Source organism: Pseudoalteromonas sp. BZK2 (assembly GCF_014349195.1).
Classification (GTDB): Bacteria; Pseudomonadota; Gammaproteobacteria; order Enterobacterales; family Alteromonadaceae; genus Pseudoalteromonas; species Pseudoalteromonas simplex.
This window is the reverse complement of sequence record NZ_JACSOG010000011.1, coordinates 16,300-31,666: the sequence shown is the minus strand read 5'-3', so window position 1 is coordinate 31,666 and position 15,367 is coordinate 16,300. Positions and strand designations below refer to the sequence as shown.

The following is a 15,367-nucleotide window of genomic DNA, read 5'->3' as shown; positions in this document are numbered from 1 at the left end:
TAGGCTGAGCTAAATTTGACAGAAAGCGGCAATTTGCCGCTTTTTTTGTGAATTCACTGCCAAATTATTGCCGCATACGTTGTAAAAGCGTATAAACTTAACGATAACAATAAAAAAGTCTCTCAGCCGCTAATATTTAAGCTATTTACTATCAAGGTGTTGCAATAGATATTGCAAGGCAACTAAGTTATAGTTTGCAGCTGGAATAGAGCTTGCAAGAAAACATAATTAAGAATCAATTCTGCAAGAATTACTTGATGTTTAAGCAACCAGGGTTGCTGCGTTAACATTTAAAACATAAAGGATCAGCATGCGCGGTTTAGCAACACTCTTCATATTAGCGTCTGCATTGGTGGTAACACCGACATACTCTGATGAAGGCACCACACTTAAAGGCCCTAAAGGTGTCGATTATGGTGCGCAGGGGCGCTCAATTGGTCCGATCAAGCCGACCGATACACTGTGGCGCATTGCCGCTAAAATTCGCCCTGACAACTCTGTAAGTATTTATCAGGTCATGCAAGCTCTGTATGACAAAAACCCATCGTCATTTTTAGACCAAAACCTTAACCATATGCGCGATGGCGCATACCTAAAAATCCCAACCATTGCTGAAATGCGCGCGGTGAATCCAACGTTAGCAAAAGCACGTTCTGAACAAGATGATGAGCTATGGGAGAAAAAGAAAAACGGCACCCTGACTACTGCTGAAATTAATGAATCGCAAAAGAAAGTAACCCAAGCCCGTAAAGTTGATGTAGACGAAGCAAAGCAAGAGCTTAAGCAAGAAATCAACACCATTAAAACTGAGCAGGGTACGCAGCTAGTCGAGCTTCAAAAGCAGTTTAAATCGTCGGTTGAAAATGTTGAAGAAATCTTAGCTGAGAACAACAAACTCAAAAAACAACTGAGTGGTATTTCTAAAGAGCTTGAAACCGTTCGCGATCAGCTTGGTCAAGACAGTGAAATTCAAAAGCAGCTGAAAGAACTGATCACTAAACAAAATGAAATCATAGAGCAGCAAAGAGCAAAAAAGATTGAAGAGGACAGTGGGTTTAGTTTTTCGAGTTTACTGAGCAACCCATTTGTTCTCGGTGCATTAATGTTTATTCCGGCATTACTGATCATTGCTGCCGTTGTGATGTTTTTGAAAAAACGCAACAGCGCCAATGATGATACAGATGCCAGCGATGACGATGAATTTTTACCTCAAAGCCCAAGTTATAATCCTGATGATGATTTAGAACCAATCATAGAAACTGATCCACTAGTTCCTGATCCAGTCGAAGACAATGATGACTTGAGTGTGCGTTTAGATGACGACTTAGACCAAGACATGCTGCCAGATGATGACATCATTTTTGACGACAGCATTGATGATAGTTTCGATGAAGATGACAGTGTTTTAAATCAAGATGAGCTAGAAGGGCTTTTAAGTGATGATATTGAGTTTAGCGATGATTCATCTAATAGCGCTGACGATAATGATTTAGATGCATTTTTACAGCAAGATTTCGATCAAACCGATGACGACAGTTTAGGTGATGAAATAGACCTAGATAGTGAACAGTCTCCAGCAGATTCATCGGGTGATATTTTAAGTGCTGATGACATTGATGACCTATTTGATACTGATGAAGGTGACTCGTTAGATAACGCTAATGATGAAATGGCAGCGCTTAGTGAAGAGCTCGCAGAAGATGACGCTGAAGATGATTTTGACATTGATAGCTTAATTGATGAGCAAAACAACACGGATTCTAATCAAGACGTAAACCTAGACGATATTGATGACTTACTCGATGAAAATAATGATGCCTCAACAACTAACGTAGAAGCAGAACTAATCGATGAAGATGATTTCGATATCGACAGCTTAATTGATGAAGCGCAAACAGACGAGCCAGCAGCCGAAGCTAACGATGCATTAGAAAACGACGAGCTTGATGATGCGCTGGATGTTGATGACATTGACTCGCTATTAGATGAAGCTCAAGAAGAAGCGCCAGCCGAAGAACCAAGCGCGGATGAACTCATCGATGAAGATGATTTCGATATCGACAGCTTAATCGATGAAGCACAAACAGAAGAGCCAGCCGCTGAAGCTAACGATGCATTAGAAAACGATGATCTTGATGATGCGCTAGATGTTGATGACATTGACTCACTATTAGATGAAGTTCAAGAAGAAGCGCCAGCAGAAGAACCTAGCGCAGACGATTTAATCGATGAAGATGAGCTTGATGATGATTTAGATGTCGATGACATTGATTCATTACTAGATGAAGCACAAGCAGAGCAAGAGCCTCAAGCGGAGCTTGTTGAGGAGCAGCCTGAAGAGCTTGTAGAAGAACCTAGCGCAGACGATTTAATCGACGAAGATGAGCTTAATGATGCCTTCGATGTTGATGACATTGATTCATTACTAGATGAGACACAAGCAGAGCCTGAAGCAGAGCTTGTTGAGGAGCAGCCAGAAGAGCTTGTAGAAGAACCAAGCGCAGATGACTTAATCGACGAAGACGAGCTCGATGATGATTTAGATGTCGATGACATTGATTCATTATTAGATGAAGCTCAGACAGAGTCAGAGCCTGAAGAGCTTGTTGAAGAGCCTAGCGCAGACGATTTAATCGACGAAGACGAGCTTGATGATGCCTTCGATGTTCATGACATTGATTCATTATTAGATGAAGCTCAGACAGAGTCAGAGCCTGAAGCGGAACTTGTTGAAGAGCAGCCTGAAGAGCTTGTAGAAGAACCTAGTGCAGAGGATTTAATCGACGAAGACGAGCTTGATGACGAACTAGATGTTGATGACATTGATTCATTGCTAGATGAGGCACAATTAGAGCAAGAGCCTGAAGAGCTTGTAGAAGAACCAAGTGCAGAGGATTTAATCGATGAAGATGAGCTTGATGATGCCCTAGATGTCGATGACATCGACTCACTATTAGATGAAGCTCAAGAAGAGCCTGAATCTGAAGAGTTGGTTGAAGAGTCAATTGAAGAACCTAGTGTAGACGACTTAATTGACGAAGATGAGCTTGATCATGATTTAGATGTCGATGACATCGACTCATTACTTGATGAAGATGCTAGTGATGAGCAGGACTCTGACGTTGATGATGAGCTTGAAGAGCTTATTCAGCAAACAAATGAGCTGAAGCAAGACACTGAAGCGCAGATCTCATATTTAAGTCATGAACAGAGTGACAGTGCGGAGCATGATGAGAATCTACAAGAGTCGCTAGAAGATTTAGCCGATGCTGATCAAGCGGTTGATGACATGAATGTTGAATCGATTGCATCAGAGTTGGTTGATGATACGGATGATAGTGACGAAGTTGATATCGATGAAGCGCTTAATCAAGAGTTTAATGAAGATAGCGATGAGCTATTAGATGAAGATGATAGCCTTGACGAGTTTGATGATCCGTCACTGAAAAGTGTTGATGAGTTATTAAATGAAATTGGTGAAGAAGATGACTATGTCGAAGCACCAGACTGGTCAATAGATGAACCAGAGCAAGACATAGAAGAAGTTGAAATTGATTTAGGCGATGATCCGCTAGCAGATGAAGACCTAACTGATGAATTTGATTTAACCGCCGACGAAGAGCCATTACAGCAAGATACCGTGACTCCTAGCCAAGAGTTGGAAGAGTATCCAGAGCTTGAGCTAGATGAAGCCGGTTTTGAATTGGATGAATCTGATGAAGACACTTCTGGTGAGTTAGATGAAGATGCACCATTACAGCTAAGTCAGGCAGAGCAAGACCTTGCTAATTCATTAGCAACGGGTAATGAGCTTGATCAGCTAGACGATGATTTTGATGATGAGATCTTGCTTGATAATGAATTTACAGAAGATGATGTTCTTGATCCTGAGGACGACTTATCGGATCAATCACAGAGTGAAGGCACAACAGAGTTAACGAGCGAAGCGCCAATTGACGATGAGGTGGCTGATAGCCAAGACGAATTAGAAGAGTTCCCTGAATTCGAATTGGACGATATTGAACTTGATGATGCCGTAGAAGCTGAGCAAACATTAGCTGATATCGAGTCTAATTTAGCTGACGAGGCTGATTTAAGTGAGCTGTCAGACGATGAAATCGATGATGATTTTATGGCTGACCTTACTCAAACAGACTTTGATGCACTGTTAAATGAACTAGCAGAGCCAGATGAAGCTGATATTGCTGATGCAAGTGAATTCGACGTTGATTTTAATGCACTATTAAATGAAGACTTACAGGGTGAAAGCGAACAGCCAGTTGAACCTGAAGTACAGGCATTAGATGCCGAGGAGCAACAAACTACTTCAACGGATGAGTTTGTAGATATCGATTCATTACTTGAACAAAGTGACGATGAAGCACTCGACCACGAACCTTATGATGAGGTTGATATGGATGTAGGACTGAGTGATTTTAATGACTTACTAGCGGGTGATAACCCAACTGATGTTGATGCCGAAAGTGGTGGTTACTCAGCAAAACTGGATTTAGCGCGAGCATATATCGAAATAGACGACTTTGATGCAGCGCTCCAAGCCATTGAAGATGTTATTGCCAATGGCCCTGAGGAAGTGCAAGAAGAAGCACAATCACTTAAGGCTAAAATTAACGAGTAATAAGTAAAACTGACAATAAAAAACCGAGCAACTAGCTCGGTTTTTTGTATCTAAGCGAAGGTTATTGCTTGTCTTGTAAGCGACGAGCTTTGAAGTCAGACTCGGCTTTCCACTTAGGCCAATCGCCGTTATCAGCAAGTTTGGCGGCAATATCAACAATCAGTTCAATATCTTGCTCAACACCGCCCATAGACCAATCTGCTGAATAGTCGTCAGCTTCTTTATGATATTTGTGCGCGATGTAATCAGGATCTGTATCACCTAAACTCATAAATAGTAAGCTAGGAACCCCTTGTTTAGCCAGAGAGAAGTGATCAGAGCGGAAGAACAAACCATTTTGAGGACGCGGGTCCATTTTTACATGACGACCTTGTGCTTTCGCTGCATCTGCAAGGTAGTCTTCCATTTCAGACATGCCTTTACCGTATTGTAATATGTAGTCAACACCGTCTAGCACGTTCATACCATCAATATTAAGCAGCGCGACCATTTGCTTGGTTGTTACAATCTCGCCAGTAGCGAATTGCTCTGAGCCAATAAGCCCTGTTTCTTCAGCCGTAAAGTTGGCAAAGATAATAGAGCGTTTAAATGGTTTTTTCTTATGCATTTCAGTAAGAATACGGGCTATTTCAACCGTTGCTGCGCTACCTGATGCGTTATCAACAGCACCATTGTAGATTTTCACGCCGTCATCAGTTTGCTTGGTGCCAAAGTGATCCCAGTGCGCACCAATTACAATGTACTCATCAGGAGTTTCGCTACCTTTAAGCGTTGCAACAACATTATGCGATTGCGCTTGAGAGATATCACTTTTCAGTGTCAGCGCTGCTTTCGCTTTTAAGTCGACAGGTTTAAAGTCAGCTTTTAGTGCGTTGGCTTTTTCAGTTTGATAATCAAGGCCTGCTTGAGCAAAAATTTCATTTGCCGCTTGCTCATCAATCCAACCCATTACAGGGATGTCAGAAGCATTTTTATCTTGGTCGATTAAGGTATATTTGCTACCCGTGTTCGAGCTTTCTACAACGCCCCAAGGGTATGCGGCAGGAGCAGTTTCGTGAACGATAAATACTGCTTTTGCACCTTGGCGAGCACCTTCTTCATATTTGTAAGTCCAACGACCGTAGTAGGTCATAGCATTACCGGTGAAAAGCGTGTCGTCTTGCGTGGCAAAACCAGGATCATTAACAAGCACGATAATTGTTTTGTCTTTTACATCAATATCTGCAAAGTCATCCCAATTATATTCAGGTGCATTAATACCATAGCCAACAAACACAACATCAGAGCCATCAATGTTGATTTCAGGGTTAATTTGTTGGGTACGGGCGGTAAAATCACTGCCAGCATTAAAGCTTAAATCACCCACTTGTAAGGTCATGTTTTGATCTGGAGTGAGTTTTGCCATAGTAACTGGCTGTAAATACTCGCCATTAAAACTTCCGCTTAAGCCGAGTTTTTTATATTCATCGGCTAAATAGTTAATGGTCAGTGTTTCGCCTTCAGTTAAAGGGCCGCGGCCTAAGAATTCATCAGAGGCGAGGGTTTTAATATGTGAGCGTACATTGGCAATGTTTACGGCTGCATTGCTTTCAGCACTTGGTTCATCAGTGTTTGTTGTTGGTTGCTCAGAGCAGCCAAATAAACCGATTGCAAGTGCCAAGCTTGCATATTTAAGGTGAGTTGTCATAGTTTTTCTGGTTGATTGCACAGGGTTTCACTATATGGGACGCGAAGGGGGGCTGTCCAGAAAGAGTCTACAAATAACTAATTATTCAGGATGAAAGGATAATAATGCACCTTTCATCCTGTCAATTTTACCACCACGCTTTATCAATCGCCGTATCTTGAATTTTAAATACCTCTCCAACTAGCGGAGTACTCAGTGATACTTGCTCTTGTCCTGCTTTTTTAGCGACACGTTTAAGTGGGTCATACCAAGCATGAAAGGCCAGATCGAATGTTCCATTATGCACTGGCACCATCACATCACCTTGTAAATCGAGGTGAGCTTGTACTGATTGTTCTGGTGTCATGTGAATGTCAGCCCAATCTTTGTCGTAAGCACCGGTTTCAATAAAAGTGATATCAAATGGCCCATAACGATTACCAATTTCTTTAAAGCCAGCAAAATAGCCAGAGTCACCGCTAAAATAAAAGCGCTTGTCATTTACTTTAATAGCCCAAGAGCCCCAAAGGGTTTTATTGCCGTCTGTTAAACCTCGGCCAGAGAAGTGCTGGGTTGGTGTAAATACAATTTGGCTATTAGCCATATTTTGCTCTTGCCACCAATCAAAACTATGCACTTTTTGTTCATCAACGCCCCATTTTTTCAGGTCGTTTTCGACTCCTAATGGCACATAAAAAGAATCTGTTTTATCAACAAGCTGTTTAATTGCTGATTTATCTAAGTGATCATAATGGTTGTGTGAAATAAACACTTTAGCAATGTTTGGTAGCTCTTTAATGCTGATAGGTGTTGGCTGAAAGCGCTTTGGCCCCATGAATGAAAAAGGCGAAGCGCGTTCTGAAAATACCGGATCAAATAGCCAGTATTCGCCATACACTTTCGCTAAAATAGAGGAGTGACCTAATTTCACAAAATGCACTGTGTCATTAGATAAACGCTCAAGCTGTGCATGAGAAACAGAATGCATAGGCAGTTCACCTTTTGGCTCTGCATCAATTTTCTTTTCTGTAATAAAGCGTTTGAAGATACCTAGCGTTTTCTTAAAGCCGGGTCTTTCTACCTCAACAGTATTGTGGAACTTGCCATCAGATAATTGCGCAGAGTGGCTGTTATCACTCACGCCTTCAGCGGCTAATTGATTATTCATAATAAACACCCCTATCACGATGCATAGAGTGGCGATTGCGAGCCATTTTAGAAATTTCATATCGTCACCATAAGTAAACTACACGGTGTAGTTTTTCATGGTTTGTTATAAAAGTAAACTATCTAGTGCATTTTTTATTTTTGCGTTACACTAGTAACCCTTATCGGAGGGGTCCATGAAATTATCACAGAGAAAACGATTAGATATTTTGAATGCAGCTGAGACATTGTTTTTTCAGCAAGGTGTTGAGCATACCAGTATGGATCAGGTTGCAAGCTTAGCGGGTGCCTCAAAGCGTACCGTATATAATCACTTTGAAAATAAAGATGTGTTGTTTCAAGCCATTCTAGTGTTTATGTTTGAAAAAGTCCGCCAAGAGCAAGCGGTTGTATTTGATGCTGCTGTGCCAATTGCACAGCAGTTAACACGCATTGCTGAACAAGAAGTGGCGCTTTTGACCTCTGAAGAGTTTTTAAAAGTAGCGAAAGTCGCTTTTATGCAGATGTTACAGCAGCCTGATTTAGCAAAATCATTAGCCAGTAATAACATGGGCTGTATGCAAGATCTGGTGGCGTTTTTAGAAGCAGGTGTGCAAGCACAAGTTTTAACGATTGATGATGTTGAGTTTGCAGCAAAACAGTTTGTGTATCAGTTAAAGTCGCTGATCTTTTATCCGTTGCTGTATGGCTTTGAGCGCCAAGAAGGCGACTCCGATAACAAAGTAATAAGCGAAACTGTAAAAATGTTCTTAGCGCGTTATGGGCGCTGATATTTTGGAAATTAAAAAAGCCCGCTTAATGCGGGCTTTTAAATAATTGTAAAAGTATTACTTCACTTCTTTACCAGCTGCTTGTTGGTCAGCATGGTAGCTTGAGCGAACAAATGGACCACAGGCCGCATGTGTAAAGCCAATTTCGTCTGCATAATCTTTTAAAGCATCAAACTCTGCTGGCGGCACATAGCGTTTAACCGGTAAGTGGTGCTTAGAAGGTTGTAGGTATTGACCTACTGTTAGCATATCAACGTTATGCTCGCGTAAGTCACGTAACACTTCTTCGATTTCGCTAATTTCTTCACCTAAACCTACCATCAAACCAGATTTAGTTTTCACTTCTGGATGTGCTTCTTTAAAGCGGCGTAACAACTCAAGTGACCATTTATAGTCAGCACCTGGACGCGCTAATTTGTATAAACGCGGTGCTGTTTCTAGGTTGTGGTTAAATACATCTGGCGGCGTCTCGATTAAGATATCAAGGGCTCTGTCCATACGACCACGGAAATCAGGTACTAGAATTTCAATCGTGATTTCTGGGTTGTGCTTACGAATTTCACGAATACAGTCAGCAAAGTGCTGTGCACCACCATCACGTAAATCATCACGGTCTACTGACGTGATTACAACATAGCTTAGCTTCATGTCTTTAATAGTCAGCGCTAGCTTTTCTGGCTCAGCTGCGTCTGGCTTTAATGGACGGCCATGGGCAACATCACAGAACGGACAACGACGAGTACAAATAGCACCTAAGATCATGAAAGTCGCAGTACCATGGTTGAAACATTCAGATAGGTTAGGGCATGATGCCTCTTCACACACTGAGTGTAAACCATGTTTACGCATCGCTTGTTTAATACCATCAATACGTTCAGTTGATTTTGGTAAGCGAATTTTTAGCCACTCAGGCTTACGCAGCATTTCGTTTTTTTCAGTCGGTAAAACTTTAACTGGGATCAGAGCCATTTTTTCTGCATCACGCAGTTTTACGCCTGGTTCCATTTTGACTGGTTTATTCATTCGTTTTCAAACCCTTCAGTGTGCTTAACCACAGTAGCATTAAGCTTTTTAATCATGTGTTTTACAAGCCCTGCACCTGCTTGCTCGAGGTTTTGCGGACCGTTAAGATCGGTTGTTTGCACCATGTTCATGCCAGCATAGCCGCATGGATTAATACGTAAAAATGGACTTAGATCCATACTTACATTTAGTGCTAAACCGTGGAAAGAGCAACCGCGGCGAACGCGAAGGCCTAATGAGGCAACTTTGCTGTCGTTAACGTAAACACCGGGTGCGTCCGCTTTCGCGTAGGCATCAATGTCGTAGTCTTTTAACGTATCAATAATGCACTCTTCAAGCCAGGTTACTAGCTCCCTTACACCAATGTTTAAACGACGTAAGTTGAATAGCACATACATCATTTGTTGGCCTGGTCCGTGATAGGTCACTTGACCACCACGATCCACTTTGATCACTTCGATATCACCGGTATTTAATAAGTGCTCAGCTTTGCCTGCTTGGCCTTGCGTAAATACTGGCTCGTGCTCTACAAGCCAAATTTCATCTGCTGTATGCTCATCACGGGTGTCGGTAAAAGATTGCATTTTTTGCCAAATTGGCATGTAACGCTGACGACCTAATTGACGAACGATTAATTCTCTTTCGCTCACGACTTACTCCGTAATCGGCCTATAGCATGTGACGTACGTCATCGATGTTGCTGATCACGTTATAAATTTCTTCAATGTGCTCTTTACTTGTAACCGTTGCTACAAGCGTTACAGATTCGTAATTACCTTTGCTGCTTGGTTTTACCTTTGGCGCATAATCGCCAGGTGCAATTGGTTGCAGCTTTTCTAGGATCTGATCTGTTAGATTTACGTTAGCTAAGCCCATGATTTTAAATGTGAATGGGCATGGGAAATCTAAATACTCGTCAAACTTAGTATTTTTTACAGGTTGAACCACGACGGTGACTCCTCAAACAGTGAGTGTGCTTAATAGAGGTGTTCTCTGCCATTTCTTGGCGTTAAGCAAACTTAGATTACGACGCACTCGACCCAGCGCGACTGATATGGGGCGCATTCTATCATTTTTCAGACAAAAAAAAACGCCTTGCGGTGCAAGGCGTTTATAAACTTTATGACCAGATTACTGAATTTGTAAACGTAGGTAATCGTAGATCTTGCTAAAGAAGCTGCCTTCTTCCACTTCTTCTAGTGTAACTAGTGGATATTGTGCAATTTCTTCACCTTCAAGCTGTAAGAATAGCGTGCCTACTTTAGTACCTTTAGCAAGCGGTGCTTCTAATGTTTTATCAAGTTCGAAGTTCGCTTTTAAGTTTTTACGCTGACCACGTGGAATCGTAATAGGTGTGTCTTCTAAGATACCTAACGATACGTTTTCTTTGTTACCCATCCAAATACGTTGCTCAGCAAAGCTGTCGCCTGCTTTATATGGCGTGATTGTTTCGAAAAAGCGGAAACCGTAGTTCAATAGTTTTTTGCTTTCAACTTTACGAGCACGTTCGCTTTCAGTGCCCATTACTACCGCGATTAAACGCATGTCATCTTTAGTTGCAGAAGTTACTAAGCTATAACCCGCTTCTGACGTATGGCCAGTTTTAATACCGTCAACGTTCATGCTTTCATCCCATAACAATGAGTTACGGTTGTATTGCTTGATGCCGTTAAAAGTGAATGATTTTTTCGCGTATACTTCGTACTCATCTGGTACATCGCGAATAAGTGCAGCACCTAAAGTTGCCATATCACGTGGTGTCGTGAAGTGTTCGTTAGTATCTAAACCATGGCTATTCACGAAATGACTGTTAGTCATGCCAAGTTTTTCAGCGTGGGCATTCATTAAATCAGCAAATGCGCTTTCGCTACCAGCAATGTGTTCAGCCATGGCTACACAGGCATCGTTACCTGATTGAATAATAATACCGTGGTTAAGGTCATCAACGCTGATCTGCTTACCTACTTCGATAAACATTTTTGATGATTCAGGAAAATTCTTTGCCCAGGCTTTTTCACTGACTGTAACCATATCAGTTGGTGCAATATTACCTGCTTTGATTTCAGTACCAATTACATAACTGGTCATCATTTTGGTTAAACTAGCCGGTGCTAATTTTGTATCTGCTTCGCCTTCGGCAATCACTTTACCTGTGGTGAAATCAACCAAGAAATAACCTTTCGCATTAACTTGAGGTGGGGCAGGGATAATTTGGGCTGTTGCAGAAAATACGCTAGCAGTGCAAACAAGGCCACAAACGCCACTTAAGATTTTATATTTTATAGATTTCATCGTACTCATTAATGGTTAAAGTTAAACATGTTGCGTTGACCTATTCTAAAGGTCTTACTCACTGTAAAGCAAGAACGCGTTCTGAAATTGGTTTTGTTTTAGCTTTTCTAAAACTGCTTGTGCTTCTGCGGCATCTTTTATTGGACCAAGACGTAACCGATAGATTCCATCTTTTTCAACAATGTTTGTTGGCACATGATATTGCTGACGAAGTTGAAACGCGAGCGCTTCAACATTAGCAAGAGTACTTCCCGCTGCAACCTGAATGTAGCTTAAACGAGGGGCAGAATTTGCAAGGGTAACAGCCTCAACCTTAACACGGGCTGTACCTTGTCGGTAATAACCTAATTTATAGGCCGCAGAATAAGATAAATCGATAATTCGGTCATCATGAAATGGGCCACGGTCGTTTACACGAACAATTACTGATTTTCCGTTATCTAAATTTGTTACTCTGGCAAAGCTCGGTAGCGGCAGTGTTTTATGAGCTGCTGTCATCGCAAACATATCGTACACTTCGCCGTTTGAGGTGTGATAATTGTGAAACTTTCGACCATACCACGAAGCAATGCCTTCTTCAGAGTAGCCAGTTTCATCGAGCATCGGCGTGTAGCGTTTACCACGGACTTCGTAAGGGCGACTAGCGCTTGCGCTTTTAACAACCGGGGTGACTATGGCATCTTGCATTTCAAGTTCGGTTGGTTTGCGAAGCGGGGCTGCATCATGCTCCATAGCATAACGGCCTTGCTGAGATGAAGAGCTACATGCTGCTAGCAGCACAGAAAATAACGCTATAAGTAAGTAATTGACTCGCTGTGTCATTATTTTAAAAGCATCCTTTTATCGGTGGCGATAGACATGATAATGCCAAATCCGGCCATCAAGGTCACCATTGAGGTGCCACCATAGCTTATTAGAGGTAACGGAACACCTACTACAGGCAGTAAGCCCGAAACCATGCCAATATTTACAAATACATAAACAAAGAAGGTCAGTGTTAATGCGCCGGCAAGCAGTTTACCAAACGCATCTTGCGCATTGACCGCAATATATAAGCCACGGCCAATAATAAACAAGTACATACAAAGTAATAAACAAACCCCAAACAGGCCAAACTCTTCGCTCAGTACAGAAAAGATAAAATCGGTATGACGCTCAGGTAAAAACTCTAATTGTGATTGGGTGCCTTGTAGCCAGCCTTTACCTTCAATGCCGCCAGAACCTATCGCAATTTTCGATTGAATAATGTGGTAACCCGAGCCAAGCGGGTCGCTTTCAGGATCTAAAAAGGTCAGTACCCGTTGTTTTTGATAATCAAGCATCACGTAATGCCAAAACGGCCATGCTGCCAAACCAACAGTAGCAGATAAAAAGCCAATAAGACGCCAACTTAGCCCAGATAAAAACAATACAAATATCCCTGAACTGGCAATCAAAATAGAGGTACCTAAGTCGGGTTGTTCTTTAATTAAAATGGTTGGCACCATTACAATCGCAAAGCCAATAATTAAATGAATGATTCTTGGCGGTAAATGGTTACGCCCGATATACCATGCAACCATCATTGGCACGGCTATTTTCATTAACTCTGACGGCTGGAAGCGGGTCACTCCTAAATCAAGCCAACGCTGTGCACCTTTTGAACTAACCCCAAATAACAACACCCCAACCAGCATTAAAAGCCCCACGCAGTAGAGCGGAATAACCATACTCTTTAATGTGTTAGGCGAAAACTGGGCGAGTATAAACATACCTAGAATAGCGCCAAACATACGTGTTGCGTGGCGTATCATCATTGCCGAGTCTTGGCCGCTAGCGCTGTAAACAATTGCTAGGCTGGCTACCATCATCGTCATAAGGGCGATAAGGAGTGGTAAATCGAGGTGTAGGCGCTGCCAAATTGAGCGTTTTTTATTTAATGGGATCATGGCGCGTCACTTTGGGCTATTTGAATCGGGTTCGCTGAGAAGTAGTAATCCATTAATTGACGCGCAATAGGCGCACCAACTGTACTACCACCACCGGTGTTTTCAACCACCACAGAGACCACAATTTGTGGATCGTTATAGGGTGCAAAACCAACATAGATAGCGTTATCACGTTGGCGCTCTTTAAGTGACTTTGCGTCGTAACGCTCACCTTGAGCAATACTCACAACCTGAGCAGTACCTGTTTTCCCTGCTGGGTCGTAATTCGCCCCTTTAAATGCTTTATGAGCAGTACCTGTGACTTTGTGTACGGTGTTGTGCATCGCATCTAGCGCAATTTGCCAATGATGAGGGTTCTTTAATACTACAGGTGGCTTTTCATCATTATTAATTTGCGTTACTTCGTTTTCTTTTTTAGCGACTTGTACAAGGTGCGGAGGATGATCGAGCCCGCGGTTTACTAATATGTTGGTTGCATTAGCTATTTGCATTGGTGTTGCGGTCCAATAACCTTGGCCGATACCCACTGAAATGGTATCGCCGCGCCACCATGACTCTCTAAAGCGGGCTTCTTTCCATTCTCGCGATGGCATAATGGCGGATGTTTCTTCATGAATATCGATTCCAGAGAGTTGGCCAAAGCCAAACTGCGTCATAAAGTCACTGATTTTGGTGATCCCTAAACGGTAAGCAACATCGTAAAAATAGGTATCGCATGACTCTTCAATAGCACGATAAACATCAACATGACCATGGCCCCAACGTTTCCAGTCACGCCATTTGTGCTCCACGTTAGGAATTTGGAAAAAGCCCGGATCCCAAATTTGTGTTTGCTCGGTTACCAGCCCTTCTTCAAGGGCAAGGATCGACATATGAGGTTTAACTGTAGAGGCTGGTGCATAACGCCCTTGCGTGGTACGGTTAATTAGTGGTCGGTCTGGGTTTAACAACTTTTTGTAATCAGTGCTGCTGATACCATGGACAAATAAATTCGGGTCATAACTAGGGTTAGAGTAGAGTGCTAAAACGCCGCCATCTTTAGCATCAAGCACTACAATGGCACCACGCATGTCTTTTAAGGCATGTTGAGCAATTTGTTGCAGGCCAATATCCAAAGTCAGTACTAAGTCGTGACCTGGTTCAGGTGGTGTGAGGCTTAAAGTGCGGATAACTCGGCCACGGTTATTCACTTCAACGCGCTGCGAACCAACCACACCATGAAGGAGTTCTTCGTAATACTTTTCGATACCCAGCTTACCAATGTCATGTGTTGCACGGTAGTTCGTTGCTTGGTCTTCAGCTTCCAGTTTGGTGAGTTCTTTTTTGTTGAGTTTGGCAACATAACCTAAGGCATGGGTAAGAGTATCACCATAAGGGTAATAGCGAGCTAAACGTGCTTCAATACTAAAGCCTGGAAACTTATGCTGATTAACCGAGAACTTTGCAACTTCGGTTTCGTCTAAACGGGCTTTTAATACTTGGCTTTTAAAGCGGCGATTGTGCTTAATGTCATCTAGAAAGTCAGCTTTTTGTTGCTCAGTTATTTTAATAACTTTTTCAACTTCGCTCAGTGCCTCTTCAAGGTTATCAACTTCCTCGGGTATTACTTCTAAATTATAAACTGGCTTGTTTTCAGCCAGTAATACGCCATTTCTGTCGTAAATAAGCCCACGGTTAGGGGCAATTGGAATAACTTTGATGCGGTTATCGTTCGAACGTGTTTGATAATCTTGATGTTCGATAACTTGGATGTTGTATAGGTTAGATAACAACACACCAATTAACAGTGTAACAAACACAAAACCCACAAATGCTCGGCGAGCAAACAAGTTTGCTTCAGCCGAGTGGTCTCGAATCGTGGGTCTGTGTTTTCGCATTGGCT

11 protein-coding genes are annotated in these 15,367 nt (G+C 42.2%); 2 read left to right on the top strand and 9 right to left on the bottom strand.

The features are described from left to right. The first annotated feature begins 310 nt into the window (after positions 1 to 310). Positions 311 to 4,639 (top strand): FimV/HubP family polar landmark protein, encoded by a 4,329-nt coding sequence (locus BIZ38_RS08265; RefSeq protein WP_187490085.1) that lies wholly within the window; start codon positions 311 to 313, stop codon positions 4,637 to 4,639. A 61-nt stretch (positions 4,640 to 4,700) separates the two neighbouring features. Here BIZ38_RS08265 and BIZ38_RS08260 read toward each other — a convergent pair whose 3' ends face one another. Further along, on the bottom strand, positions 4,701 to 6,326 hold the full coding sequence (locus BIZ38_RS08260; RefSeq protein WP_187490127.1) for a M28 family metallopeptidase: 1,626 nt from the start codon (positions 6,324 to 6,326) through the stop codon (positions 4,701 to 4,703). Positions 6,327 to 6,453: 127 nt separating this feature from the next. Next, a complete protein-coding gene (locus BIZ38_RS08255; protein WP_262387581.1) occupies positions 6,454 to 7,473 on the bottom strand; it encodes an MBL fold metallo-hydrolase in 1,020 nt (339 codons plus the stop codon). A 175-nt stretch (positions 7,474 to 7,648) separates the two neighbouring features. Here BIZ38_RS08255 and BIZ38_RS08250 point away from each other — a divergent pair, with 175 nt between their 5' ends. Beyond that, positions 7,649 to 8,242: a TetR/AcrR family transcriptional regulator gene (locus BIZ38_RS08250; RefSeq protein ID WP_062564346.1), complete on the top strand. Its 594-nt coding sequence runs from the start codon at positions 7,649 to 7,651 to the stop codon at positions 8,240 to 8,242. 57 nt (positions 8,243 to 8,299) lie between these two features. Here the strand turns inward: BIZ38_RS08250 and lipA are convergent, their stop codons facing one another. The 7 genes from lipA to mrdA form a co-directional block, all read right to left on the bottom strand. Beyond that, positions 8,300 to 9,265, bottom strand: a complete 966-nt coding sequence (gene lipA, locus BIZ38_RS08245; protein ID WP_138602638.1) for a lipoyl synthase — start codon at positions 9,263 to 9,265, stop codon at positions 8,300 to 8,302. Next, positions 9,262 to 9,915 carry a lipoyl(octanoyl) transferase LipB gene (lipB, locus tag BIZ38_RS08240; protein ID WP_166338944.1) on the bottom strand — a complete coding sequence of 218 codons (654 nt, stop codon included), beginning with the start codon at positions 9,913 to 9,915 and terminating at the stop codon, positions 9,262 to 9,264. Before lipB ends, lipA begins: the two co-directional genes overlap by 4 nt. 19 nt (positions 9,916 to 9,934) lie before the next feature. Beyond that, positions 9,935 to 10,213, bottom strand: coding sequence for a DUF493 family protein YbeD (ybeD, locus tag BIZ38_RS08235; protein ID WP_054551674.1), 279 nt, complete (start codon positions 10,211 to 10,213; stop codon positions 9,935 to 9,937). Between the two features lie 183 nt (positions 10,214 to 10,396). Next, the gene (locus BIZ38_RS08230; protein ID WP_054551673.1) at positions 10,397 to 11,557 is read right to left on the bottom strand and encodes a serine hydrolase; all 1,161 of its coding nucleotides are present in this window, start codon (positions 11,555 to 11,557) and stop codon (positions 10,397 to 10,399) included. 54 nt (positions 11,558 to 11,611) lie between these two features. After that, the gene (locus BIZ38_RS08225) at positions 11,612 to 12,379 is read right to left on the bottom strand and encodes a septal ring lytic transglycosylase RlpA family protein (RefSeq protein ID WP_063527804.1); all 768 of its coding nucleotides are present in this window, start codon (positions 12,377 to 12,379) and stop codon (positions 11,612 to 11,614) included. Beyond that, positions 12,379 to 13,485 carry a rod shape-determining protein RodA gene (rodA, locus tag BIZ38_RS08220; protein ID WP_054551671.1) on the bottom strand — a complete coding sequence of 369 codons (1,107 nt, stop codon included), beginning with the start codon at positions 13,483 to 13,485 and terminating at the stop codon, positions 12,379 to 12,381. The genes BIZ38_RS08225 and rodA overlap by 1 nt, the downstream gene beginning before the upstream one ends. Beyond that, the gene (mrdA, locus tag BIZ38_RS08215; protein WP_187490083.1) at positions 13,482 to 15,362 is read right to left on the bottom strand and encodes a penicillin-binding protein 2; all 1,881 of its coding nucleotides are present in this window, start codon (positions 15,360 to 15,362) and stop codon (positions 13,482 to 13,484) included. The genes rodA and mrdA overlap by 4 nt, the downstream gene beginning before the upstream one ends. Positions 15,363 to 15,367 lie beyond the last annotated feature (5 nt).